The 25,036-nt window shown below is 62.3% G+C and carries 26 protein-coding genes; 14 read left to right on the top strand and 12 right to left on the bottom strand.

The features are described from left to right. Positions 1–32 precede the first annotated feature (32 nt). The 3 genes from R4P70_RS22670 (at position 33) to R4P70_RS22660 (ending at position 2,379) form a co-directional block, all read left to right on the top strand. A complete protein-coding gene (locus R4P70_RS22670) occupies positions 33–956 on the top strand; it encodes a neutral zinc metallopeptidase (RefSeq protein WP_042448761.1) in 924 nt (307 codons plus the stop codon). Positions 957–1,030: 74 nt separating this feature from the next. Further along, complete coding sequence (locus R4P70_RS22665) at positions 1,031–1,660, top strand: ArsR/SmtB family transcription factor (protein ID WP_007728048.1); 630 nt, start codon at positions 1,031–1,033, stop codon at positions 1,658–1,660. A gap of 2 nt (positions 1,661–1,662) precedes the next feature. Further along, positions 1,663–2,379, top strand: a complete 717-nt coding sequence (locus tag R4P70_RS22660; protein ID WP_315873160.1) for an SRPBCC domain-containing protein — start codon at positions 1,663–1,665, stop codon at positions 2,377–2,379. A gap of 4 nt (positions 2,380–2,383) precedes the next feature. Here the strand turns inward: R4P70_RS22660 and R4P70_RS22655 are convergent, their stop codons facing one another. Then, on the bottom strand, positions 2,384–3,784 hold the full coding sequence (locus tag R4P70_RS22655; protein ID WP_317831899.1) for a DUF2252 domain-containing protein: 1,401 nt from the start codon (positions 3,782–3,784) through the stop codon (positions 2,384–2,386). A 31-nt stretch (positions 3,785–3,815) separates the two neighbouring features. Continuing rightward, a complete protein-coding gene (locus R4P70_RS22650) occupies positions 3,816–4,235 on the bottom strand; it encodes a DUF1622 domain-containing protein (RefSeq protein ID WP_007728052.1) in 420 nt (139 codons plus the stop codon). 414 nt (positions 4,236–4,649) lie between these two features. Between R4P70_RS22650 and R4P70_RS22645 the strand changes: the two genes are divergently transcribed. Continuing rightward, a complete protein-coding gene (locus tag R4P70_RS22645) occupies positions 4,650–5,789 on the top strand; it encodes a hypothetical protein (protein ID WP_317831897.1) in 1,140 nt (379 codons plus the stop codon). Positions 5,790–5,834: 45 nt separating this feature from the next. Here the strand turns inward: R4P70_RS22645 and R4P70_RS22640 are convergent, their stop codons facing one another. Both R4P70_RS22640 and R4P70_RS22635 read right to left on the bottom strand, forming a co-directional pair. Then, complete coding sequence (locus R4P70_RS22640; RefSeq protein ID WP_317831895.1) at positions 5,835–6,866, bottom strand: ABC transporter substrate-binding protein; 1,032 nt, start codon at positions 6,864–6,866, stop codon at positions 5,835–5,837. Positions 6,867–6,967: 101 nt separating this feature from the next. Then, positions 6,968–7,336: a zinc ribbon domain-containing protein YjdM gene (locus tag R4P70_RS22635; RefSeq protein WP_167343323.1), complete on the bottom strand. Its 369-nt coding sequence runs from the start codon at positions 7,334–7,336 to the stop codon at positions 6,968–6,970. 104 nt (positions 7,337–7,440) lie between these two features. Here R4P70_RS22635 and R4P70_RS22630 point away from each other — a divergent pair, with 104 nt between their 5' ends. From R4P70_RS22630 to R4P70_RS22615, 4 genes are all read left to right on the top strand, one after another. Continuing rightward, positions 7,441–8,073, top strand: a complete 633-nt coding sequence (locus R4P70_RS22630; RefSeq protein ID WP_024487257.1) for a TetR/AcrR family transcriptional regulator — start codon at positions 7,441–7,443, stop codon at positions 8,071–8,073. 43 nt (positions 8,074–8,116) lie between these two features. Then, positions 8,117–9,688, top strand: a complete 1,572-nt coding sequence (locus tag R4P70_RS22625; RefSeq protein ID WP_317831891.1) for an MDR family MFS transporter — start codon at positions 8,117–8,119, stop codon at positions 9,686–9,688. A gap of 17 nt (positions 9,689–9,705) precedes the next feature. Further along, the gene (locus tag R4P70_RS22620; RefSeq protein WP_317831889.1) at positions 9,706–10,302 is read left to right on the top strand and encodes a CHAP domain-containing protein; all 597 of its coding nucleotides are present in this window, start codon (positions 9,706–9,708) and stop codon (positions 10,300–10,302) included. Between the two features lie 208 nt (positions 10,303–10,510). Then, positions 10,511–11,239: an HD domain-containing protein gene (locus R4P70_RS22615; RefSeq protein ID WP_317831887.1), complete on the top strand. Its 729-nt coding sequence runs from the start codon at positions 10,511–10,513 to the stop codon at positions 11,237–11,239. On the opposite strand, the gene R4P70_RS22610 is transcribed toward R4P70_RS22615, so the two are convergent. Continuing rightward, on the bottom strand, positions 11,240–11,611 hold the full coding sequence (locus R4P70_RS22610; protein WP_317831885.1) for a cupin domain-containing protein: 372 nt from the start codon (positions 11,609–11,611) through the stop codon (positions 11,240–11,242). An 89-nt stretch (positions 11,612–11,700) separates the two neighbouring features. On the opposite strand from R4P70_RS22610, the gene R4P70_RS22605 reads away from it, so the two are divergent. Beyond that, the gene (locus tag R4P70_RS22605) at positions 11,701–12,519 is read left to right on the top strand and encodes an AraC family transcriptional regulator (RefSeq protein WP_317831882.1); all 819 of its coding nucleotides are present in this window, start codon (positions 11,701–11,703) and stop codon (positions 12,517–12,519) included. A gap of 95 nt (positions 12,520–12,614) precedes the next feature. Here R4P70_RS22605 and R4P70_RS22600 read toward each other — a convergent pair whose 3' ends face one another. Both R4P70_RS22600 and R4P70_RS22595 read right to left on the bottom strand, forming a co-directional pair. Continuing rightward, positions 12,615–12,932, bottom strand: coding sequence for a hypothetical protein (locus R4P70_RS22600; protein WP_317831880.1), 318 nt, complete (start codon positions 12,930–12,932; stop codon positions 12,615–12,617). Between the two features lie 34 nt (positions 12,933–12,966). Then, a complete protein-coding gene (locus tag R4P70_RS22595) occupies positions 12,967–14,022 on the bottom strand; it encodes a LacI family DNA-binding transcriptional regulator (protein ID WP_232253454.1) in 1,056 nt (351 codons plus the stop codon). A 70-nt stretch (positions 14,023–14,092) separates the two neighbouring features. Between R4P70_RS22595 and R4P70_RS22590 the strand changes: the two genes are divergently transcribed. Then, positions 14,093–15,322, top strand: a complete 1,230-nt coding sequence (locus tag R4P70_RS22590; RefSeq protein ID WP_317831876.1) for an MFS transporter — start codon at positions 14,093–14,095, stop codon at positions 15,320–15,322. Here R4P70_RS22590 and R4P70_RS22585 read toward each other — a convergent pair. The 4 genes from R4P70_RS22585 to R4P70_RS22570 are packed head-to-tail and all read right to left on the bottom strand — an operon-like array spanning position 15,283 to position 21,027. Beyond that, a complete protein-coding gene (locus R4P70_RS22585) occupies positions 15,283–15,951 on the bottom strand; it encodes a class I SAM-dependent methyltransferase (RefSeq protein ID WP_317831874.1) in 669 nt (222 codons plus the stop codon). The genes R4P70_RS22590 and R4P70_RS22585 overlap by 40 nt on opposite strands. A gap of 36 nt (positions 15,952–15,987) precedes the next feature. Further along, a complete protein-coding gene (locus tag R4P70_RS22580; protein WP_317831872.1) occupies positions 15,988–18,531 on the bottom strand; it encodes a polynucleotide kinase-phosphatase in 2,544 nt (847 codons plus the stop codon). After that, the gene (locus R4P70_RS22575) at positions 18,528–19,952 is read right to left on the bottom strand and encodes a 3' terminal RNA ribose 2'-O-methyltransferase Hen1 (protein WP_019748337.1); all 1,425 of its coding nucleotides are present in this window, start codon (positions 19,950–19,952) and stop codon (positions 18,528–18,530) included. Before R4P70_RS22575 ends, R4P70_RS22580 begins: the two co-directional genes overlap by 4 nt. A 37-nt stretch (positions 19,953–19,989) precedes the next feature. Then, the gene (locus R4P70_RS22570; protein ID WP_003944842.1) at positions 19,990–21,027 is read right to left on the bottom strand and encodes an Rv2578c family radical SAM protein; all 1,038 of its coding nucleotides are present in this window, start codon (positions 21,025–21,027) and stop codon (positions 19,990–19,992) included. A 98-nt stretch (positions 21,028–21,125) separates the two neighbouring features. Between R4P70_RS22570 and R4P70_RS22565 the strand changes: the two genes are divergently transcribed. Genes R4P70_RS22565 through R4P70_RS22550 form a run of 4 tightly spaced genes read left to right on the top strand, consistent with a single transcriptional unit; the run spans position 21,126 to position 24,691 of the window. Further along, positions 21,126–21,491, top strand: coding sequence for a RidA family protein (locus tag R4P70_RS22565; RefSeq protein ID WP_019748335.1), 366 nt, complete (start codon positions 21,126–21,128; stop codon positions 21,489–21,491). 53 nt (positions 21,492–21,544) lie between these two features. Then, a complete protein-coding gene (locus R4P70_RS22560) occupies positions 21,545–22,429 on the top strand; it encodes a DUF5995 family protein (RefSeq protein ID WP_020969555.1) in 885 nt (294 codons plus the stop codon). Positions 22,430–22,478: 49 nt separating this feature from the next. Then, positions 22,479–23,912 carry a putative nucleotidyltransferase substrate binding domain-containing protein gene (locus R4P70_RS22555; RefSeq protein WP_223257836.1) on the top strand — a complete coding sequence of 478 codons (1,434 nt, stop codon included), beginning with the start codon at positions 22,479–22,481 and terminating at the stop codon, positions 23,910–23,912. Beyond that, entirely contained in the window at positions 23,909–24,691 is a 783-nt protein-coding gene (locus R4P70_RS22550) for a Fic/DOC family protein (RefSeq protein ID WP_021344194.1), read from the top strand. Before R4P70_RS22555 ends, R4P70_RS22550 begins: the two co-directional genes overlap by 4 nt. On the opposite strand, the gene R4P70_RS22545 is transcribed toward R4P70_RS22550, so the two are convergent. Beyond that, positions 24,669–25,034: an AraC family ligand binding domain-containing protein gene (locus R4P70_RS22545; RefSeq protein WP_317831866.1), complete on the bottom strand. Its 366-nt coding sequence runs from the start codon at positions 25,032–25,034 to the stop codon at positions 24,669–24,671. The two genes, R4P70_RS22550 and R4P70_RS22545, sit on opposite strands and share 23 nt — an antisense overlap. Positions 25,035–25,036: the final 2 nt, after the last annotated feature.

The following is a 25,036-nucleotide window of genomic DNA, read 5'->3' as shown; positions in this document are numbered from 1 at the left end:
CACTTGTTCACGACAGCAGAAAGCGGACATAGATGACCTTCAACGAGGGGGCCCGCGGCGAAGCGGGACGCGTTCAGGTTCAAGGCGGCGGGGGTGGCGGTGGCCGCGGCGGCAAAATCGCGATCGGCGGTGGCGCGGGCGGCATTATCGTTCTGATCCTGGCGCTGTTGTTCGGCGGCGATCCCGGCTCATTACTGGGCACGTCCACCGAGACTTCGAGTTCGTCGACCGGACTGTCGTCGGTCGACGAGTGCACCGGCGCTCAGGCCAACGCCGATGTGAACTGCCGAGTAACGCTGACCGTCGGAAGCCTCGACGACGTTTGGGAACAGCAGTTGGTGAAGCAGACCGGCACGGCGTACGTGCGTCCCGAAGTTGTCTTGTTCAGCGGTTCGGTCAACACCGGTTGCGGCCAGGCGTCGAGTGACGTCGGTCCGTTCTACTGCCCGGCGGACCAAACGGCGTACTTCGACACGAGTTTCTTCCAACTACTCGTCGACCGTTTCGGTTCCAGCGCCGGACCGCTCGCACAGGAGTACGTGGTCGCGCACGAGTTCGGACATCACATCCAGAATCAGCTCGGCGACATCGGCCGCGCGCAGGCCGACCCGCAGGGTGAGCAGTCGGGTGCGGTTCGCACCGAACTCCAGGCCGATTGCTACGCCGGCGTCTGGGCACATTTTGCGGACACGATTCCCGACGAAGCGACCGGTCAACCATTCCTGAAGCCCTTGTCCGAGAGCGATATTCGAGACGCCCTCTCGGCGGCGTCATCGGTGGGCGACGACCGCATCCAGAAGTCCACGACCGGTCGGGTCAACCCCGAAGGCTGGACACACGGCTCCTCCGCACAGCGGCAGGCGTGGTTCAAGACCGGATACCAGACCGGCCAGATTTCGTCGTGTGACACGTACTCGGCGCGGGATCTGAACAACCCGCCCGACCTCAAGCGATAGCGAACCTCCGAAACCATCCCACCGACAATTTTTTCTGTCTTGACAGATTCAGTTGTCGGTGGGATGGTTTTCTCATGTTGGACGTAGCAGTCATCGATCGCCCCGGAGCTGCCGAGGCGTCGCTCGATCCGATTCGGCAACGGATTCTGGCCGAATTGGCGGTGCCGGGATCGGCATCCTCGCTGGCGCCCCGGATCGGGCTGACACGCCAGAAGGTGAACTATCACCTGCGCACTCTCGAAGACCACGGACTTGTCGAGCTCGTCGAGGAACGCAAGCGAGGCAACATGACCGAGCGAATCATGCAGGCCAGCGCCGCGTCGTACGTCATATCCCCTGCCGCCATGTCGGCGCTCGCCCCGGACCCGGGCCGGTTCCCCGATCAACTCTCGGCGCGCTGGCTCGTCAGTCTCGCAGCGCGGATCGTCCGAGAGGTCGGCGAACTGATCGCCGGCGCAACTGCGGCCGGAAAACCGTTGGCGTCCTTTGCCATCGACAGCGACATCACCTTTGCCACGGCGGCCGACCGCGCCGCCTTCGCCGGCGAACTCGGGGAGTCGATCAACTCACTCGTCGCCAAGTATCACGACGGCAATTCCGAAGGCGGACGCAAACACCGCCTCGTTGTCGCCCTGCATCCCAGCCTCACCACACCCCAAACCATCACAACCCAAGCGATCGACGCGCCCGAAACGGAGAAGTAGCAATGTCCGAGAAATTCGAAATCCGCCGCGAGGTGGTCGTCCCAGGAACCCCCGAGCAGATCTGGGCCGCCATCTCGGCCGAAACGGCCGGCTGGATGTTCCCCTCCCCTCTCGAGATCCCCGCCGACGGCAGCCGCCCGGACAGCCCGATCATCGCCACGTGGGAGCCACCCCGCGAACTCGCCATCCACATGCAAGGCCCCGACGGCTGGTTCAACAACCTCGAATACGTCGTCGAGGCCCGCGACGAGAGCACCGCCGTTGTCCGCTACGTCCACGCCGGAGTGTTTGCCGAGGACTGGGACAACCAGTACGACGGCGCGAGCAAGCACACGGACTTCTACCTGCACAGTCTCGGCCAGTACGTGCGGTACTTCGCCGGCAGGCCCACCGCCTATGTCTCGGCTGAAGGCCCGGAATCCTCGTCCGCGCCGCAAGCGATGGGAACGCTTCGCAGCGCCCTCGGAATCACCTCGGGCGCCGCTGTCGGTGACTCCGCGTCGGTGGAAGTCCCCGGAATCGGAACCGTCGACGCGATTGTCGACTACATCAACGACTGGTTCATCGGCTTGCGCACCCAGGACGCATTGCTGCGGTTCTACGGCCGAAATGCTTTCGGCGGCACCGTCGACGCGGCCCATCACCTCTTCGCAGAGGGTGCTGACGGTGGATCAGCAACGGCAGCGTGGCAGGGTTGGCTCGACGGCGCGTTCGCCTGAGTCGTCACACTCCCCGCTCTGCTGACACGCGACCGTCGTCGATCGCGGTCAGCAGAGCGGCGTGATCGCGAGCATTGCGCTTGGCGTAGGCAGCCGCGAACTCCCCGATCGCGAAATCGAATTCGGTTCCGTCACCGAGATATTCGGCGATCGCTATCCGATCGGACGAGCGAGCGTGTGCGTAGGCAAGGACCCTGGCGCACAGGCGCCCGTAGAGTTCCAGCCCCTGCGGCACCATCTCTTCGATGACTGCCGACCCTTTACCGTCACGCAGTTGACGAATGTAGAAATCGTGCTCACCCTCGTCGAGCCCCGGCCCTCGTTCCCAGCCGAGAAAGATGTCGCTTGTCGCTTGCATCAAGCGTTGCCCGTTGACGACGCGTTCCCCTTCGTTCTTGAAGGTCGGACCATCGACGTAGCCGGACAATACCGAGGGTTGCGCTTCCTTGACCTGCAGGATCAACGGATCGTCGTCGTCGACGCCTTTCATGAGGATCATCCATGCGCGTGTTCCGACGCTCCCGACACCGACAACCTTCCGCGCAATGTGCGTCATCTCGAAGCTTTCGAGCAACACCCGACGGTCCCACTGCAGCGTGCTCCGATACGACCGAACGCGCTGACGTAGCAACTCCTCGATCTGCGTGAGATCGGTCCCTGCGAACAACTCGTTCGCGGGCACGATCAGCGGCGGATCACTGATGAATTGCCGCCGGCCGTCGACGATTTCGGTGAACTTGCCTGCCGCCTGCACACTGTCGCGGCGACGAGCCTTGTCCAGCGTCGCTTGTGTGCGAGCAAGCATGCGCTTCTTCAGGTCGATCTGGAGAGCCTCGAGCCCGTCCTCGGGTGCGATGTGCGAGTACCAGACTGCAAGATTTCCCAATCCTGCCTGGGTGATCATGGTTTCCCGATACTCGGCCGCGCATCCGCGAACGATCTTCTTCCGCTCCTTGCCCGAAAATCCGTTGTCCTTTGCGGCGATCACCAAACTTGCGGCCAGTCGTTTCACGTCCCATTCGAACGGTCCCGGGTACGTTTCGTCGAAGTCGTTGATGTCGAACGCGAGCTTTCGCTCGGGCGTCGCATAGATACCGAAGTTGCTCAGGTGCGCGTCGCCGCAGAGTTGGCTGGCAAGACCCGAATCCTGACTGCGTGACAAATCGTCGGCCATCACCAGAGCAGCGCCGCGGAAGAACGAGAACCGCGATGCCGACATCCGCCCGTATCGGATGGGCACCAGGTCCTGTACCCGCGACTTCGCCTGCAACTCGAGCAGTGATATCGGATCACGGTCACTCTCTGCCAGATCCGCGAGCGCGGCCAATGGCGTATCTCTACGCGCCTGACGGCCGCGCGCCCGCCTTTCGTCGACCGTGAGATGCTCGGTACGCACTGCTGTCATCTGCCCGACCTTTCACTCGCAACGGCTATCGCTACGAACTCGACGCGTCGGGCGTCGTGCGGCCTCCTGATCCGCGCGCTGCGCGTACCAGGAGTTCCGGACTTGACACCAACGCCTTGCGCCACGGAAGTACCCCGTCGATCTCGATCTGAATCGACAGGCTCAGCACGGTCCGAATAAGAACGATCATGCCCAGAACTGCGGCGTCTGTCAGCGACGGCGACGACGTCACCGTCTTCACCAGATCAGCGGCGACAAGGATCTCGAGGCCGAGAAGGATGACCGCGCCCATGGTCTCGCGCAGAGTACGAAACGCCGAACTACCGTCCCGCGTTCGACTCCATGCGCGCCCCGCGATCACGAATGCGAACACGAACCCGAGAACCATGGCGACAACACCGAGTACCTCGAACCATTCGGTGACCAGCTCGAAGAACCTGATTTTGTCCATGGTCATGATTCTCGAGGTAATGCACCGATAAGTCGAGGTGACACGACGGTAGTTACCTGGCGCTGTTGCTCGATGCTTTCAATGCCGCTCGCCCCCCGCGGACACTGTCGACTGAACAGCCGATACCCACCGTGACAATCTGCCGATAGGTTACGAGGCCAGGTTCTTCGTGAGCGAGTTTGTTTCTACTGCAATTGAATATCCGCCACACGCACTGATGAAATGAGGCCACGTGTGCCCGTCCGCGGACGATCAATAGGAGCACTACTAGTTGTCTGGGCCGCGCTCACAACTGCATCTTGCGCGAACCAGGTCACTCCGACCGGCCCGGACAAGGATGCGTTGTCGGCATCAGCGACATCCACACCTGCGGAAGCGGCGCCGGATAGAGACGCAACGACTCTCGTTCCTGCAATGGTCGATCCGGCAGGTTTCCAATACACCTCGGGTGGGCAGGCCGGATATTTCTTCACGACGCCGAGCGGTCTGTGGCGTTGCGCAATTCTGACGGCAAGCGCGCAGAGCGGGGCCGATACTCAGATGGCGGGGTGCCAGCCGAAAACCAGCACGGATATCGACGTCGAAGATGCCCCACTCGTGGCGGATCACGGGTCGGACAACCTCGTCCGACCAAATGCCATCCTGGTCAACAGGACAGACGATCCTCGGTTCGCGAGGCTCAGCCAGGCACTGTTCTGGCGCACGGATGGCACGACGCCGGTTCTTCCCTACGGTCAGACGCTCTCGACCGACGGCTTCTCCTGCAACGTCCAAGAAACCGGAGTGTCATGTCGGTCCGACACCTCGACACGAGGATTTTCCTTCTCCACTCACGGGTTCGACTACCGATATGTGGAGGCATTGGCTCCACAGGCGCAGCCAACGCCCACATCGAATGTCCCCCAAAGGTCGGAGCCGGTCCTCGGACGCGTGTGGGGACCTTCGCAAAACGGATACGGAGAAGTCCGTCCTGAAACGGTGTACAACGGCGGTAGCGCCTCAGGCTCCGTCAGCAACATCGAGTGGCAGAACTGGGGCGGCGAGCAGGCAAACGGCACGGGTCTCGCTCTGAACGTGACGTCCGCCTCCAGCGTGGCAGCCGCATCCGCGGAGAAAGCGACGGTGGTCGCGTTCGACCTCGGGGATTGCGAGGGCACATGGATGTACCGGTCCCTTGTTTGGTTCTTCCCCCACAGCGGGGAGACATTCGAATCGGCCCAGGAAAATTCGATCAATTCCTGTGAGGTAAGCGCGTACAACGAAGCTCCCACGAACTCGGGCGGTTCGACGGGCGGCTCATGTGGAACGGTGACCGCCGAGGACGGGAAGGCTCGCGACGTATTGATCAAGAGTGGGGGCTCCACCTGCGTCGAAGCGATGAAGATGATGCAAGCGACCTACCCGATGCTGTACGACAAACCGTTGGACGGAACCACCTACGGCGATTGGAACTGTGGCATCGTCCCCGCCGGTGAGGTGCTCTTCACTTGCAACAACCCAGCGCAGAACGGCATCGTACTCATCTACCGCTCAGCAGATGATCCCTACCGGTAGAGAGACCTACCGGGGCCGAAGCTCCAGCCGAATGCGTGCGTGGCGTCAGCTGAAGATCCGCTCGATGTCGTCGAGTCGCAGCTCGGTGGCGCGAGGAGAATAGCCCGAGCCCCACAGGCTGTCGTCGACGTAATGGACGTTCCCCGAGCGGACAGCGGGAAGACGCTCCCAGAGCGGGTTCATTGCCAACTGCGCGCGGACGTCCTGCTGGTCCTGGAATGCACCCACGATGATCACGTCGCTGGTCACCTGATCGAGTTGCTCCGCTGTGAGTGTGCGGGTGAACTCCTCCGATGTAGCTCGATCGCCCGGGAAACCGAGAGCATCGAGAAGAGCGTCGACCTGGTTGTAGACGACACCGTTTTCGCCGGTACGCAGCAGCGTCACCGACGGTAGCGAGCCGAGGGCCGAGAGCCGATCCTTGATTGTGAGGAGGCGCTCTTCCGTTCTCGCGTTCAATTCCGCAGCAGCTTCTTCCCGTCGGACCGCGACGCCCATCGAGGTGACCAACTTCTTCATCTCGTCCCACGTGAGGTACCCGTTGAAGCCGGCGAACACTGGAACACCGGTCGCAGAGAGTTCGTCGTAGGACTTTGCCGCATAAGCATTTCCGGCGGTCAGGAGCATGACGATCAGATCCGGCGACGCGCCGATGATCGCTTCCTTGTTCCACGTTCCCGCCGTGCCGAGGTTCGGGATGTTCGCCGCCTCCGGCATCGTGCGCAACACCGCGTCGCCGCCCACCCCTTCGAGACCGAAGAAGCCGCCGACGATCTTCTCCGGCGGCACACCGAGGTCGAGGACCGTCGCCATGGCGCTGACGTGGGCGATGACCATTCGCTGCGGATCCGACGGAATCTCGACACTGCCCGTCTCATCCTGCACTGTGACGAGACCACTTGGCGCCGAGCCGTTTTCGTCGCTGCTGCACGCTGCCAGCAAGGTCGCGGCCGCGACACCGAGCCCGGCGCCGAGGAATCCCCTGCGTGTCAGCGCATCGACGATGCGTTCCCACTTCTCGTCTGTATCGAGTGTGGTGTTATCGAGTGCGGGCGTCAGGCAGATCGAGTTCGGCACAGTTCGGTCCATTCGTTCGAGCGGTCGAAGATCTCCTCGATTGTGGCTATCGAACCGTCGAAACTGAACAGGATTTCGAGCCGACATCTATCGCTGTCCGGTCACACCTTCTTGACGACACTCGACTTCAATTGCATCGGTCCGATGCCGTCGACCTTGCAGTCGATGTCGTGGTCGCCAACGCCCTGGACAAGGCGGATGTTGCGCACTTTCGTACCTGACTTGATGCCGGTCGGACTGCCCTTCACCTTGAGTGTCTTGACGACCGTCACCGTGTCTCCGTCCGCAAGGATGTTGCCTACGGCATCTTTCACCACACCCAGTTTCACCACACCCGAGTCCTCGCCGGCACTATCGGTCGGCGCCCACTCGTGCGCGCAGGACGGGCAGACCATCAACGCGCCCATCTCGTAGGTGTATTCGCCGGCGCATTCGGGGCAAGGGGGCAAGGTTTCTTCCACGCGGTTCATCCTATCCACCAGGCACCCGATCCCCATTTTTGCATTTCATGAGGCATTCTTGGGCGAAATATTGCATTCGATGAAACTTTGCACTCTGTGCAATTATGGATGAAATGGGAACCGAAACTCTCGGATTGCGCGAACGAAAACGAATTGCGACGAGGCAGCTGATCGAGCACACTGCCGTCGAACTCGTCCTCGACCTGGGCTATGACGAAGTGACCGTCGAGAAGATCTGCGAGGCCTGCAATCTGTCGACCCGCACGTTCTTCAACTACTTCCCCACCAAGGACGCGGCGATCGGTGGGCTCATGCTCGTCGTGCCAAGTGAGGCAACCATGCTCACGCTCATCGGCGAGCACCCGGACGATCCGCTGCGCGGCGCCCTCGCGGTCTTCGAGGCGGCGATGCAGATCGTCGACGAGCGACCCGATCTGCTCGCGCATCGACGCGAATTGTTCGAACGTCATCCCACGCTGTTGCAACAACATCTGGCCACCTTCCACGATCTTGAAGACACGCTCACCCGGATCCTCACGCGGGAGTTGTCGCACAGAACCGAGTATCGCCGCCTGCACTCGGATACAGCCGCTGCCGACGAAGCCACGGCAACGGTCATCACCGCAGGCGCCGCGATGCGTTACGTCTTCCGAAAATGGCAGAACAGTGAACGGGCAAGCCCCAGAACCGACTTGCTTGATCCGGCGCTACTCCTGATGGCTCGAATACTCAGGTCCGAGAGCTGATCCACACTCTCTCGCACCAGCTGTCACTCAACTAAGGAACTACATGTCCACTCGAGAAGCTGCGACCGTCGAGCCCGACGGCACGCATACCGATACCGAGGCCGCGCCGGACAAACGGTCGATCATCCTCGTTTTTGTCGGGCTTATGATCACGATGCTTCTGGCATCGCTCGACCAGATGATCTTCAGCACCGCGCTCCCGACCATCGTGGGCGAATTGAACGGCGTCAACCACATGGTCTGGGTGACGACGGCATACATCCTCGCCTCGACCGTCATGATGCCGGTGTACGGAAAACTCGGTGACCTGATCGGGCGCAAGGGCCTCTTCATCGGCGCCATCAGCATTTTCATCGTCGGTTCGGTGATCGGCGGTCTGTCCCACGACATGACCACACTCATCGCTGGTCGAGCCGTGCAAGGACTCGGCGGCGGCGGATTGATCCTGCTGTCCCAGGCGATCATCGCCGACGTCGTCCCGGCCAGGCAACGCGGCCGGTACATGGGTGCGATGGGCGGCGTGTTCGCACTGGCTTCGGTTGCCGGCCCCCTTCTCGGTGGATGGTTCACCGAGGGCATCGGCTGGCGCTGGGCATTCTGGATCAACATCCCCCTCGGGCTCCTCGCAATCGCGAGCGCAATGGCATTCCTTCACCTGCGGAAGCCGAACCTCGGCAAACCTCGCATCGACTATCTGGGAATGGTCCTCGTCGCAACGGCCGCAACCTGTCTGATCCTGTTCACCACCTGGGGCGGCAACACCTACGCCTGGGGGTCAGGCGTCATCATCGGGTTGATCATCGGCTGCATCGTGACCGCAGTGGCGTTTGTCTTCGTCGAGAAGCGTGCTGACGAACCGGTAATTCCGATGCACCTGTTCGCTCAGCGAAACTTCGTGTTGACCACCGTCGCGGGTCTGATCATCGGCATCGCGATGTTCGGTGCGCTCGCCTACCTGCCGACCTACATCCAGATGGTGACAGGCAAGAACGCCACCGAAGCAGGACTGATGATGATTCCGATGATGGCAGGCCTGCTGGTCGCCTCCATCGGATCCGGTCAGCTCGTCAGCAAGACCGGCCGCTACAAGATCTTCCCCATCGTCGGAACATCCATCGTCGCAGTCGCTCTGGTCCTGCTCTCACGTCTGACGCCGTCGACCTCACTGCTGGTCTTCGGTTGCTACATCGCACTCATGGGTATCGGCCTCGGCCTCGTCATGCAGATCTTGATCTTGATCGTGCAGAACACCTTCCCCGCGGCCGAAGTGGGAACGGCCACCGCGTCGAACAACTTCTTCCGTCAGATCGGTGCGTCGTTGGGCAGCGCGATCGTGGGCAGCCTGTTCGCCTCGCGTCTGACCAATCTCCTGGCCGAGCGACTCCCCGCGAATGGCGGCGCGGTCGGTGGTGACGAGAACTCCTTGACCCCGGGAATCCTCTGGAAGTTGCCCAGCCAGGTTCGCGAGATCATCGTCGGTGCATACAACGACGCGCTGGCGCCGATCTTCCTGTACCTCGTCCCCTTGGTCATCGTGGCAGTTGTCCTGTTGCTCTTCGTCAAGGAGAAGCCACTCGCGACGACGATCGATCGCTCGGCACCCCCGCTCGAGTAATTGACTATCGTGGCGTGATGTCGCACGCACCGAATACGCCCAGACGCACTCTCGCTGTTCTGGGCGTATTCGGCGTTGTGGTGGTCCTAGCTGTCGCCGGCGCACTGTGGTGGTTCGCGCGCGGCGACGACGCTCTTGCCGGCGAGAATCTCGATTCGTTCCCGGCCGTCGACCACGGCATTCTCAGCGCTCAGCAGAGTGCGCTACTGGGCGTCCTCGAGCAAGAGTGGGAGTCAGGGAGTCCCGGCACCAAGTACGCCGAGGGCGTCGAGGAATCGTGGTGTGCCGATTTCGTGAGCTGGTCGATGAACCAGATCGGCACGCCGTTCTCGAACCCCAACTCAGGGTCGTGGCGCATCCCCGGGGTGTACACGCTGCAGGAGTATTACGAGTCCGTCGACGCGTTTGTCCCCTACGGTCAGGACTACCAGCCCAAGGTCGGCGACACGATCCTGTACGGCGACTCGAGCCCCTTCGGCCAACACGTCAACGTCGTTCTGGTCAACGACGGCGGCACTCTGACGACCGTCGGCGGCAACGAGAACAACAAGGTCATGCTCCATCGCATCGTCCCGTCGGAAGTCCCGGGGATCGTCGGGTTCGGCGTCATCTGAGCCAGCCCCGCCGTCTTTGCGTGATGAAACTTGATTGTTGCGAGCGGTGAGATTTCCGAATTGGTTCAACCGTTGATTGGTGCGAACGGATCGATATTGTTCGGATAATTCCTTGTTTCCGTCGTCGACAGATATTCATATCGAACGAAGGATCAGACCTGGCAACTAGATTCATATCCAGCTGTCCCCTACCTCAGACAGGAATTCGATGCGCCCTGGTGAGCTGACCACCCTCGAGCAGATACAGCTCATGACCCGCGCGGCTGCTGCGCAGGCCATGAGCACGCCGTCGATGCTCCGGCTGCGGCTCGGCCGCTACCCCACTCGCACACCCGAACTGCGCAAACGCCCACTCCCCGACACCAAGCTGTGCAGCGAAGCGCTCGATCACGCCAGAGGAACCCTCTCCCCCGCGGTCTTGAACCACAGCCTGCGCTGCTGGATCTGGGCCGACGCCTTCGCGCAGATCGATGCGATCGAGTACGACCCCGAAGATCTCTTCACTGCGTGCGCCCTTCACGATGTCGGACTGGGCGCAAAAGGATCGGCCGAGCACGGGTGTTTCACCTACATCAGTGCCGCAGACGCAGAAGAACTCGCGACCAGAGTGGGAACTTCGGAGAGGTCGGTACAGCGAATCGGCGAAGCGATCCGTCTGCACATGGATCTGACCGTCGACCGCGGCGCGGGCGCTGACGCCTATCTACTGCATGCCGCAGCGCATTTCGACGTTGCCGGTCGGCGTGCGCCCGAAATTCCGCGAGCAACTGTTGATGCAACAATCGCGGAGTACCCGCGAACAGGGTTCACCGACGAGTTCGCGCAATCGATGCGGCGCGAGGTCGAGCTCCGTCCGCACTCTCGCGCGGCGACGCTCTGGAGATCGGGAATGGCCCTGCCGTTGCGTACCAATCCCCTGGATTGGAAGAGCCGGTAACTACGAAAAGTCCTCGAGCACTGCAGTTCGCGGTCCTCCGACGTTCCCGGTATTCACCACGCCGACGGGTTCGATCAACATCACCTCCGCTTCTTCCTCGGCGATCGGGCAATGTTCGACTCCGCGAGGTACCACGAACAGTTCACCGGGCCCCAGTGGAACATCTCCGTTTCGGAGTTGGATTCGAATCTGCCCCTTCGTCACCAGGAACATTTCGTCGGTGTCGGTGTGGGAGTGCCAGACGAATTCACCTTTGATCTTGACGATCTTGATCTCGTAATCATTGAGGACCGCAATCTTCTTGGGCGACCAGTGCTCGGCGAACTGACCGAACTTCTCGCGGAGCGATACCGCTGTTGCCGAACTGTTCATGTTGTTCCTCCCTCGGGCGCGACACCATCGCGATGACGACCCCGCCACTCTTCGTCACCCGAGGCAGCTGCGTCTTGTACGTTTCTGACATGGATCCCCGCGGCGCACAGATCACCGCGTGGGCACCGGGCCTCGCGGGAATCACCGAGGTCTTCCATGCCGATTTCGTCGGACACGCCTATCCCAAACACACGCACGATCAGTGGTCTCTGATGCTCGTCGACCGCGGCACGATTGCATACGACCTCGATCATCGCGCTCATGGCGAGGCACCCGAGATCGTGACTCTGTTGCCGCCAGGTATCGCACACGACGGAGTTCCGGTCACCGAGGCCGGATTTCGTCAACGAATCCTTTACCTCGACACGTCAGTTCTCGGCGAGGTCCTCATAGGCCCCGCGGTGGACAGCCCCGAGATTCGAGACCCTCTGCTGCGCCACCGCATCGATCAACTGCACTCTGCACTCGGCCCACACGGCGAATCACTCGAGGCCGAAAGTCGCCTGGGGTTCCTCGCTGAAAGATTGAACCAGATCCTCACGCCGGCCACAGGTCGATCCCGTCACACGCCGACCGTTGACGAACGCGTTGCCGATCAACTTCGGGACCTGCTCGATGCGCGACTCACAACGGGAATCACGATGCGGGAAGCGTCGAACATCCTGCAGCGGAACCCCACGTATCTGATCAAGAACTTCGCGAAGCATTTCGGGCTTCCGCCTCACAAGTACGTGACGGGACGTCGAATCGATCTGGCGCGACGCGCAATCCTCGCCGGGCGCGAATTGGCGGACGTGGCCGTCGACGTCGGATTCCACGATCAATCCCACCTGTCGCGGCACTTCGTCAAGCATGTCGGGGCGCCGCCCGGTAAATACGCACTGAACGTGGTCGGCAGAGCGCGCTAGTCGAAGCACCTGGCACCGGTTTCGTCGAGCAGACACTGGTTCCGATCAGCTGGAGTCTGTGTCCACTGAATGAAAACGGTGTCAGGTCCCAACGATCAAGCAGCCGTCTCGAGGTTGACCAGGAGGAAGTCCTCGCGCAGCGGCCCGTATTGACGATCGGTCAGCTGATACGAGCGCAACGCGCGAGGCGCGCGGGCCAACTCGTAGAACCGCTCGGACCCGGACACGAATTGCCTCGATGCCCAACCCCAGTTCGGGCCGTGCGGAAACTTCGGGTCGGGCAGCATGTCGGACTCCATCGACATCAGCCGTAGACGGCGAACCACTCCGGTAGTGGAGGCATTCTCGTCGAAAGCGGTCCACGCGTGACGGGCATTTGTGTCGTCACGAGGAGTTCCGGAGGAACGAACCACCGAAGACGCAGAGCGTCGACCACTACCGGCGTGATCATCGTGTCGAAGTTCGCCGACGCACCGACCACTCGACCGGCTCCACCGCATCGTCCAGCCCGAGAACCACGCGAGCTGCATTGCGCCCTTGATCGAACAGGGACTGGCGAACTGTGGTCAAGCCGGCGTCCGATGCGGCTGTTGTGTCGTCCCATCCGACGACTGCGACATCGTCGGGCAGCGCGAGGCCGAGTTCACGGGTCGCGTCCAGAACCCCCAGAGCCAGTTCGTCACTCATCGCCAAGATGACATCGGGCCTTCGGCTCTCGGGAACGTCGAGAAGGGACCGAGCCATCCGCGCACCCTCGCTCCGCTCGTTGACGGTGACCACCCCCACCCGCACCGAGGGCCAATCGAGGCCCGCGTCGCGGACGGCGCGCTCGTAGCCCTCGAGCCGATGGCGGGACACCGGAAAGAACGCTTCACTTGAAAACACGTCCATCCGAATCTCGGACCGACGCTCACGATCCCACGGAAGGCTGATCACCGCGGGCCGCTGCGCCCCGGACAACCCGACTGCCGCGATCGCAACGGCGCCGGCAACATCGTCCATCCCGACGAGATCCACACCCTCGTGCAATGGCCCACCCTGGATGCATGCGGGTTTTCCGGTGCCGACAATCGCGTCGAGGATGGGATCGTCGAAGACGGTGGTCCAGACGACAAAGCCGTCTACTGCCGCGTCGCGAACTCTGTCGACGTCTCCCGGTTTCCCCGAGTTCGGCAGCATCATCAATCCGGCGTTCGCATCCAGGCACGCTTCGGCGACTCCCGAGAGGAATCGCCGAGCTACTGCGTCTTCGAAGGCATACGTCAGCTTCTCGCTGAAGACGACCGCGATGTTGTTGAATTTCCCGCTCCGCAAGGACTGCGCCGCCCGGTTAGGGCCCGCGTACTCGAGCTCTTCGGCGGCGGCGAACACCTTGGCTCGCGTTGATTCAGACACGCGCTCGGGCTGTGCGAAGGAGTACGACACCGACATCACCGACACGCCTGCGGCCTTGGCGACGTCGGCCATCGTCGGTCGACTCGAACGCTGCGCACGTATGGCCATGAGCATCAGCATAGCGAGTGCAAAATATCCATTGCGCAGGTGTGTATCGATACATGTATCGTTACACAACATGACTGCTCGACTGCCGAAGGCAACCACGCTACGGCTGATGACACTGGCCGGAGCAGCCTTCGCCTACGTGACGGCCGAAATGCTCCCCGTCGGACTGCTCAGCGAAATCTCGACGGACCTCGACGTCACCGAAGGGCGTGTCGGCCTACTGCTGACCTTCTACGCATACGGTGTCGCGGCCTTGACGCTTCCGCTGATCGGAGCGGTCAAAACCTGGCCGCGCCGACGCGTCGTCGTTCTGACGGTGGCCACCCTCGCGGTGTCGCAACTGGTCGCAGCATTGGCCGTCAACTATCCGATGCTGGTGATCGGACGATTGCTCTGCGCTGCGACGCACGGAGTGTTCTGGGCTGTCGTTGCCCCGGTCGCAGCCACTCTGGTTCCGCGCGGACAACAGGGCAAGGCAATCGCGATGGTGTATGCCGGTACGTCTCTCGCTTTTGTTCTCGGAGGTCCACTGTCTTCGGCGATCGGCCAATCCTGGGGTTGGCGGACTGCGTCGGCGGCAATCGGGCTGGTGGCAGTGGTCATTGCTTTCTCACTGCATCGTGCGTTGCCCGAAATGCCGGTCGATCAACACCATCGGAGCAAGCGAGACAAACCGAAGCCGACACCGGCGATGAAACGGGCACTCGCCGTCATCTGCGCGGCAACGCTGTTTGCCGCCCTGGGGCAGTTCGCTTCGTACACGTTCTTCACACTTCTGGTGGAGGAAAGCCTCGGCTCGTCCGGTGGCATCCGTACCGCGATGCTTCTGGTCTACGGCGCCGCCGGCGCAGTCGGAGTGTGGGTCGCCGGCAAGTACTACGACCGCCGACCGCGTCTCTTCACGCTCATCTCGATCGCGACGGTGGCAGGCGCGCTGGCCATCTTCTGGCTCTTGGCGCCGTCGATGGGAGCGTTCGCAGTTGTCGCCACGATCTTGTGGGGTGCGGCGTTCACCACCGTTCCGATCTGCCTCCAGTCCTCGGTTCTGCGCGCTGTCCCGATCGGGACCGACCGTGCCTCGGCCATCTACGTCGTCGTGTTCCAGATCGCGATTGCAACGGGTGCTCTGCTCGGTGCGGCCGTCGTCGACAGTGGCGGGCTCTCGCACCTGGCGGGCATCGGGGCCACTCTGATGATCGGTTCGTTGGTGATAGTCGGGTTCGGCCGACGCGCATTTCCCCGCGAACTGCAGCGGTCTACTCACTCCCCCACCGACGCGGCAGCGACGGTCGCGTCGTAGATCAGGGTGTATCGCCAGAACAGTCGTCTCCTGATCCGGCTACCTGGCAAACACAACGCGGCCGCGCGCCGGACGTCGGCCATCGACTCACCCGGTTCCGCGATGGGAGCCGTCATCGCCTTCAGTGGCTCGGAGGCAACCCGTCGATGCTTGACGACGCCGACGACGGGATTGCACACGGTCGCCAACACCGACAGGAGTGCGTCGGTGGCTGTGGTCGATCGATAACACCCGACCACGACGAGCCGGCCGCCCGGTTCGAGCAGGCCGCTCAGCCGCTTCATCGACTCTTCGAGTGGAAGATGATGCAACGCCGCGACGACTGTGATCGCGTCGTACTTCGCCTCGGATGCAAAGTCCTCGATCCGCCGTGCTTCGATGATCACGTTCTCGTCGTCGACAAACCTTGCGCGCACGGCGGCAGACGTCGTCAGGTCAGGTTCCACACCGACCACCACGTCGAACCGCCGCCGCAAGAGGTCGATCAGATTGCCGGTCCCGCTCCCCACGTCGAGAGCGCGACCCGACCTGACTCCGCGCAGATTACGTAGAACCCACCGGCCGTAGTGATCGTTGTGACTCCACGGATGGCGTCGGTTGAAACCGTCCAAGCGCGCAATCACACCCATACCCGACGGTATCAATCCGAGCCCGGGCACCGGCCGTCACAACCGCGGGTCGACCGGCTCCGATTCGAGAGCCAACACTGCGAACACGGCCTGGTGCGCTCGCCACAATGGTTCACGGTCGACGAGCCTGGATACCGCCTCCATGCCGAGCGCGTACTCGCGCAGCGCCATCGACTGCTTGTGTCCGAGGTTGCGGTTACGCAATCTCGCAAGCGTCGACGGTTCGAGGTAGTCGGCACCGTAGATCAATCGCAGGTACTCCCGGCCGCGAACCTTGATCCCCGGCTGAGCCTTCGCGTTGTACCCCCGCGGTCCGTGAATCTGATTCGCCAGCGGTTTGACGACCATCCCCTCACCACCGTCACCGGTGAGCGACTCCCACCACTTCGTCGCTTCGGACACCGAGTCTTCGGAACCGAGATCGACCACCAGGCGACGTGTAGTGGTAAATCGACTCGGGTCGGCCGCGGCCAGGCGGTCCGAAATACCCAGGTGCCATTCGTGATCCCGTTCCCCGTACGACTTGCCCTCGGCCGCCAGAATCTGGAACGGCGCGATGGTGACGCCGTCCAGTCCGTTCGTCGGCCACACGTACCGTCGGTACGCCTCGCCGAAGCGCTCGATACTGGCGGCCCGAACAGTTGTCTGTTCGAACATCTCCGCCACGTCCAGGCCCCGCGACCCGGCCTGCGCCAACACGGCCTCGCGAGCTGTGAGGTCTGATCGCCCGGCCGCCGCGACCGACGCGTACTGCGAGCGCAGCAGACCTTCCGCTTTGACGTTCCACGGCAACAGTTCGCAGTCGAGGAGCAGCCAGTCGGTGCCCAGCTCTTCCCACAACCCAGCGGAGGTGACTGCGGCGGCGATGTCGTCGATCAACTGCTGAGTCAGGTCGTCGTCGAAGAATTGGCGGCCGGTGCGGGTGTGCACCATCCCGGTGAGCGCATCCGGTGCGTCGAAGCGGGACTGAGCAACCGATCGATCACGGCACACGAGCACCACTGCCCGCGAACCCATGTGCTTCTCTTCGCAGATCACTGTTCCGATTCCGCCGGCCCGGTATGCGTCGAACGCGGTCGACGGGTGTTCCAGATAGTCATCGGATTGGGCCGTCGCGCAGGGCGCCATGGTCGGCGGTAGGTACCTCAGCCATTGCGGCGCGACCGCGAATCGGCTCATCACTTCCAAGGCGCCGGCAGCGTTGTCGGTGCGAACGGACACTCGACCGCGCAGTTCGGTGTCGACGCCTGTTGTTTCGAGGACGTCGGCGAGATCGAGCACATCCGGATCACGAGTCGGCGGTGCCAGCGGTACCACCGGCTCGTACCAAACCTGCTCCGCCGGAACCGACACGATCTCTCGTTCCGGGTATCGAAGAGCGGTGAGGGATCCACCGAAGACGCACCCGGTGTCGAGGCACGCGGTGTTGTTGATCCATTCCACCTCGTGCACCGGAGTGTGACCGTAGAGGACCATGGCTGATCCTCGGTAGTCCTGCGCCCACGGGTATCGAACGGGCAGGCCGAATTCGTCCGTCTCACCGGTTGTTTCACCATAGAGCGCAAAGCTTCGCACTCGGCCGGACGCCCTGTTGTGGTAGTCCTCCTTGAGACCGGCGTGCGCGACAACGAGTTTGCCGTCGTCCAGGACGAGGTGCGCGACGAGACCGTCACAGAAGTCGACGACGCTTTCGCGGAACTCCGCCGACTCGGTGGCCATCTGCTCGAGGGTCTCGGCGAGTCCGTGACTCGGCGTGACCTTCTTACCGCGCAGCGCCTTGACGAGTTTGTTCTCGTGGTTACCCGGAACCGCTATCGCATGTCCCGCCGCGACCATCCCCATGACCAGACGCAGCACACCGACCGAATCCGGACCTCGATCCACGTAGTCACCGAGGAAGACGGCAGTTCGCCCGTCCGGCGGCACCGCATCGACAGCTCTGCCATCCGTCCCGAAGTCGACGGTGTAGCCGAGTTTCACGAGGAGCTTCTCGAGCTCACTTCGACATCCGTGGATGTCACCGATGACGTCGAACGGACCACGCTCGACACGCAGATCGCTGCGGAGCGGGTGGCGCAAGAATGTGGCTTCGGAAACCGCGTCCTCACCTCTGAGGATGTGAACCGAACGGAAACCTTCCTTACCCAACCCGCGGAGCGAGCGAGTCAACTGTTGGTGCTGGCGGCGAATCACGTCGCGTCCGAACGTCCGGTCAGAGCGAGCGTCGTTTCGTGCAGAGCAGACCGATTCCGGAACTTCGAGCACGACTGCCACCGGCAGTATGTCGTGCTCGCGAGCCAACGCAACGAGTCGCTTGCGCGCAGCGGGCTGGACGTTGGTCGCGTCGACCACCGTGAGGCGTCCGCGTCGCAAACGCTTGGCCGCGACGAACTCCAGCACTTCGAAAGCATCGGACGTCGACTCCTGTGAGTTCGGATCGTCACTGACCCACCCTCTGAATGTGTCACTCGAGAGGGTTTCGTACTCACCGAAGTGGCGCGCCGCAAAGGTCGACTTTCCCGAGCCACTGACGCCGATGAGTACTACCAGGGCGAGATCTGGAATCTCGTACACCGTCATGACGTTCGTGCCTCCTTCGTGAAGATTGCCATCTGTGTCGGCCCGCCGAGGACCGGATCAATTGCTCCGATAAATTCGAACTCCACGCAATAGCCGTGGACTCGGGCCGTTTCGGTTGCCCAGTCGTCGAATTGGGTCCGTGAGAACTCGAACCTGTGATCGGGGTGCCTGAACTCTCCCGCGGCCAATGCCGGATACAGCACGTTGTAGTCGGCATTCGGAGTAGTCAGCAGCACATACTGCGGTGCTGCGTCCACGAAGACCGATCTGACCAGCGCCGGCAGGCGCGCCGTGTCGACGTGCTCGACCACCTCCATCAGCACGGCTGCGTCGAAGCCTTTCAAGCGTGCGTCGCGGTACGTCGCGGACGACTGCATCAAAGACACACGTTCACGCTGGACGTCGGACATTTCGGTGAACTTCAATCTGCGTTGCGCCCGTGTCAGTTCGCGCGCGCTCACATCGACGCCGACAAGTTTGTCGAATCGAGCGTGCGGCATCAGCGCCTCGAGCAATTTACCTTCGCCACAACCGATATCGACAATTGTTCTCACGTGCAGTCGCTGAAGCGTCGCCAAAACTGCGTCGACGCGAAGGCGTGCCAGCGGCGGATCCGGTCTCGGGGCTTCGATCTGCGCCTCAGCTTGTTCGGGAATCAGTCGATCGACCACCGATTCGACCAGGTCGCGTCGACGAGCCAGGTAGCGGGACATGATCAGCGCGGAATCCGGATGCGACGCCAACCACTCTCCAGCGACGCGGATCAATTTGTCTGCCTCGTCAGGTCCCACCCAGTAGTGCTTCACATCGTCGAGGACGGGCAACAGCACGTAGAGGTGCCGTAGGGCACTCTGCACCGTGTGTTCCCCGGTCAGTGTCAGCGACACGAAGTCGGAGTTTCCCCACATCGGTAGGTGCGGATCAAGCTGCACCGGTATCGCGGTCACGTCCCAGCCCAGCGGCTCGAACAGCCGACGAGGCAATTCCGCATCGCCGCCACACGGAACCACCGGAATCGCGACGGTCAACGCGAGTTCGGCTCCGACGAGTTCCGGGTGCGACTTGCAAGTTCCCGTCAACGCGGTGCGAAACAGCTTCGACAGAGCAACCGAGAGTATGGACGACGCCGCATACGGCCGATCGTTGACGTACTCCCCCAGCGAAAAGTTGTCGCCACTCTTGCCTCGTCGATACCTACTCTGCACAAGTTCGATGGGGTCGACGTCCACAATCACTGCCACCGTGGTCTTTTCGGCCGAGGCCTCCGGGTACAGAACCGTGGCGGTGCCGATCGCCAAGTCGAAGGTTTGCACGCGGTCGGGATGTTTGTGCAGCAGGTAGCTCAACGCGGTCGCATCAGGAGTCTGCGGGGTCGGGGTGGACGTCAGTGTGAGTAGCACCAGGCGAATGTAGCCCGGCAAACGTCCGGGGCGCCTCCGATTTACGCGCCCGCGGCCGTCAGAACAAAGTGAGAGCTGCTCCCGCACCCACCAGTTCCCGAGGCGCCTCACGCGGTTCACTGCCAGCCGCACTGACATCTCGATGCTCCGAACGACCACCCAACCCATGACGCTCGACCAATGGCTCGACACGGCTTGCGAGCCAACGCTTGTATTCGGGAGTGACATACGCACCCCGCCCGTACAGCTCGCGGTAGCGACGGATGAGTGCCGGATGTTCCTGAGCAAGCCAATTCATGAACCAACCCCGAGTACTCCCCCGCAGGTGCATCGGGAAGACCGTCACACTCGTCGCACCGGCTTCGGACAGTGCCTCGAACAGACCGTCGAGGTGACTGGTGGAATCGGTGAGGAACGGAATGACCGGCGCCACCATGACATTGCACGAGAATCCCGCGTCGGTGATGGCCCGGATCATCTCGAGACGCGCCCGCGGTGACGGGGTACCAGGCTCGATCTGCTTCTGAAGTGCAGCGTCGTTGATCGCCAACGACACTCCGATTCCGACGTCGACCTGCGCCGCCGCCATCTTCAACAGCGGCAGGTCCCGTCGGAGCAGAGTTCCCTTCGTCAAGATCGAGAAGGGAGTTCCCGATTCGGTCAACGCGCGAATAATGCCGGGCATCAAGCGGTATCGGCCCTCCGCTCGCTGATAAGGATCAGTGTTGGTACCCAGTGCCACTGCCTCCCGTTTCCAGGACTTTCGCGCCAATTCCTTGCGGAGCACCGCGGCAATGTTCGTCTTCACGACCACTTGGGAATCGAAATCCGCGCCGGCGTCGAGGTCGAGGTACTCGTGACTCGGTCTCGCGAAGCAATATCGGCATGCGTGCGAGCAACCACGAAAAGCGTTGACGGTGAAGCTGAACGGCAACGTCGACTCTTCGGGCATCTTGTTGAGCGCGCTCTTGCAGAGCACCTCGTGAAACGTGATTCCCTCGAACTCGGGAGTCTGCACGGAGCGAACCAACCCGGCCCGTTCGAGTCCGGGTAGCGCTCCGTCATCTGCATCCAATGCCTGACCCGACCACCTCATGGCCCCAAGTCGAACACTTGTTCTAAGGTATGTCAAGATGGAGCGAATACCCGACCGTGCCTCACCACGGCCGGGAAGTTGTTGGCAGAATTCGGTGCATGTCGAACAGAATCAATATTTCCTCCGGTTCCGAATGGGAACCCAAGATCGGTTACTCCCGTGCCGTGCGCATCGGTAACCAGATCGCAGTCTCTGGCACCACCGCTCCTGGTGAGACCCTCACAGATCAGACCCGCGCAGCGCTCGAAACTATCAAGGCAGCACTTGCCGAGGCCGGCGCCTCGCTCGACGACGTCATCCGCACTCGCATGTACCTGCGCGACATGACGCAGTGGGAGCAGGCCGCTCTCGCGCACGGTGAAGTGTTCGGCGAGATTCGTCCCGCCACGACCATCCTCGAGGTCAGCTCGCTGATCGACCCCGCTCTGCTCATCGAGATCGAGGCCGACGCGGTTCTCAGCTGATCGCCAATCCGGACATTTGTGAAATGGGCGCCTAGTCTGAGCCGATGAAACCGATGCGGCTGTATCCGTTGACGCTCGCGCTCGGCATCACCGCCGCTTTCCTCTCGCCCGGTTCTGCACTCGCAGATCCGGGCGAGAGTCTTTCGACGGCTTGCGGCAGCCAGTTGAGCAATGCCGAGGTGGGCCGGATTGCCGAACTCAGCGACGTCACGACGCTGAACGGTGCCGGACTGCCTCGGCTCGAGACCGCTGTCGAACGTCATCGTGAGATCACGTCGATCCTCGTCTCACACCACGATTGGCGAGGCTTGTTCTCCATCGGCCTCGACGCTGTCGAACACGAGGCGGTGATGCCGCTGCAGCGAGACCCTGCGGCCTTCGCCGATGACGAGTGGGCCCATTCCGTCAGCTTCGAATTGCTGCGCAGGTACCTGGTGAACGTCCATGCGGAGTTCACCGGTACTCCCACCGATCCGGCGTGGACCAACTACTTCGCCCTGACACGTCAGTGCGACGCCAGTCCAGCACGGGTTGCCATGGCCGGCTACAACGCGCATCTCACCGTCGACCTCGCTCACGCCGTCGCCACGTCCGGAACCACTGCGGAGGATGTCACGGATTTCTACAAGATCGTCGATTCCATTGCCGTCAAGGGTGGTTCGATCGTGACCCTCACCAAGGCCGAGTACGACGCCGATCTGGGGCCGCTCTGGCGGTTCTACTTCGTCGGCGAAGGACTCGACCGATTGGCCGGAAACTCGCAGCCCTCGGAACTGCTGCTCCGCGCCGCCGACAGCGGATACAACACCATCACACTGGCCAACGGATTCGCCCTCCAGAATCCGCAGACACGTCCCGGCGCAGAACAGGAGATCGACGCACTCTGGCGTACTACGGATTCCGCTCTCGACGTACTCTCGCGACTCGGCGGTCTCTGACATCTCACCCTCCGCTGCCTGAAACGGACACACCTGCGACAATGACCCCATGACGGGGCACTCGGCGGGGCAAGGCATCCAGAGTCCCGCCATGCGCCGGGTGCGAGACCTGTTGCGCGGGCCCGCAATTGTCTGCGACGGCCAGGCAACCATCCGCGAGGCCGCGAAGTTGATGACCGATGCGGGCCGCCGTGCTGTTGTGATCCCGACGGAGACAAGCGGTTTCGGAATCTTCACCGAAGGTGACCTACGCGCTCGCGTGGTAGTCGGTGGTATCGACAGCAATCAGCCGGTATCAACAGTGATGACGCCGTCAGCAGTGACAGTCGATCCGGATCGATTGGGCGCCGACGCCGTGACCGACATGCTCGAGTACGGATTGCGCCATCTCCCGGTCGTGACCGAGGCAGGCGCACTGATGGGTGTGCTCGAACTCAGCGACCTCCTGACTTCGGCCACCAATCAGGGTTTCGAACTGCGCGCAGCGCTCGCCACAGCACAGGACGACGCCCACCTCGTCGAAACAGCCCGCGCGGTCCCTGTTCTGGTGACGGAATTGGTGGCCTCACGGGTCTCACCGCTCGACATCGGCGCGACGCTGGCCGTGCTGATCGACGTGACGGTCAGGCGAGCCATCGAATTGGTGGTGGGCGGAGACGAGCGACCGGATTTCGCGTGGCTGTCGCTCGGCAGCGTCGCCAGGCGTGAAGCGCTCCCCTCTTCGGATATCGACAGTGCGCTGGTGTGGGGCGGCGAATCTCATCACGAGGGAGCCGACGCCGCGAAGACCATCCACGACATCCTCGATCTCTGCGGGTTCCCTCGCGACACCAAGAACGCCGTCGCGACCCAGGCCAGGTTTGCTCGGACGCTCCCACAATGGCGCACTGCGCTGCGGAAATGGGTATCCAATCCGTACCAGGACCAAGCCCTGGTCATGTTGTCGATGCTGGCGGATGCCCGCGTCGTCGCAGGCGATCCGGCGTTGGATCCTCGCCCTGCGGCGTTGGATCAACTGCGACTGCACCCGGCCGTCATGCGACTGCTCCTTCGCGAAGCGGTCGGAGACAAGGCAAAGCTCCATTCGTTCAAGGACGTGATGACGCGTCGGACCGGAACCGTCGACCTCAAAGCCAGCGCCGTCCAACCGATCGTGAACATCGCTCGATGGGCGGGGATTTCCGTGGGCGCCCGCACGAGTTCGACACTCGAACGTCTCAAGGCTGCAGCGGGAAGCGGTTTCCTACTCGACGACGACGCCCAGGTACTGATCGAATCTTTCGAGGTGTTGCAGCAGATTCGTGTCCGCCACCAGACCGATCAGTTCGCGGCAGGTCGGCCACCGACCGACGAAGTCGTGATCTCCGAACTCACTCCGCTCTCGCGGAGCTTGCTGAGCAATGCAGTGCGCGAGGTCGCAGGTGTGCAACGACGACTCGAATATGCCGCGTCCGCGTCGGCGCTACCCGACATCGACCCGTGAATCGCACTGCGCTCGAACAGGTTCTGGCGGCGGAGCGCCTCGAAGGCTGGGATCCGAGTAACGAGCAGATCGCGGAACTCGAGGCCGTCATGATCGGGATGCTCTCTCGGCGTGAGTATTTCGAGCAGGAATTGGCGCGAGCCGTCGGCCTGTCGTCACCAATTCCCCCGCGGATCCGCTGGCGAAGATCAGCGCCGTACGTCTATCGCGGTACATCGGTGCTCGAGAACAATTTCGACGTGCGAGATCCCGCCGCACTGCAATCACTCGAGTTCGCGGCGACCGCGCTTCGTCTGGGTGAGGCGCATCTCGGCGGCGACCTCGTACCGCACACGCGAGACACAGCCGAACTTCTCCTACTTCACCAGCACGTTTTCCAAGATCTGTACCAGTGGGCCGGACACATCAGAACCGTCGACATCAGGAAAGGTGCGGCAACGTTTGCTCCGGTCTCGGCGATTCGGAACTACCTGTCCGAGGTGGAAGAGATCATCGCCGCCGTCGATTGGGTAGCGCTCGATCACGGCGCTGCGTCGTTCGCGCTCGCATCGGTGTACTCGACGCTCAATCATGCCCACCCGTTTCGGGAAGGAAACGGGCGAACCGGAACACTCTTCCTGCACCGACTCGCCGCCGACACCCGATATCAGCTCGACTTGTCGCGGGTGAGCAGAACCGAGTGGGTATCCGCGTCGAGGGATTCTGCGCCTTTCCGGCCCACCGGGACCCCGTCGCCTCGCCCGTTCATCGATCTGTTCAATCGCGCGCTGACTCGCTGACGAGCCCGGTGAACGGAGCGCCGCTTTGCACTATCACCACAAGCATCCCGTCATCCGAACCGGACTCGTGGATCTCGCCAGGGCTCCACAACACTGCCTCGCCTGACGCCATCGAGACCCGTCGACCGTCGTCTTCGGCTACCCAGCCCGAACCGTCCACGACGGCGTACAGCTGCCAGAGGTTCGCAGAGTGCTTCCCCAACAGGCTGTTCGGCCGACACCACGCGAAGTGACTCCTGAATTCTCCACCGTCCACCGAACGGGCGAGCTGCATCATGGTGATGTTCCGGCTGCCGTACTCGTCGGCGTCCAGGCTTCCTTGGGGCAGTGTCACGAATCGCATGG

Source organism: Rhodococcus sp. IEGM 1241, from assembly GCF_033142365.1.
Classification (GTDB): Bacteria; Actinomycetota; Actinomycetes; order Mycobacteriales; family Mycobacteriaceae; genus Rhodococcus_F; species Rhodococcus_F erythropolis.
This window is presented reverse-complemented; position numbering and strand designations above follow the sequence as displayed.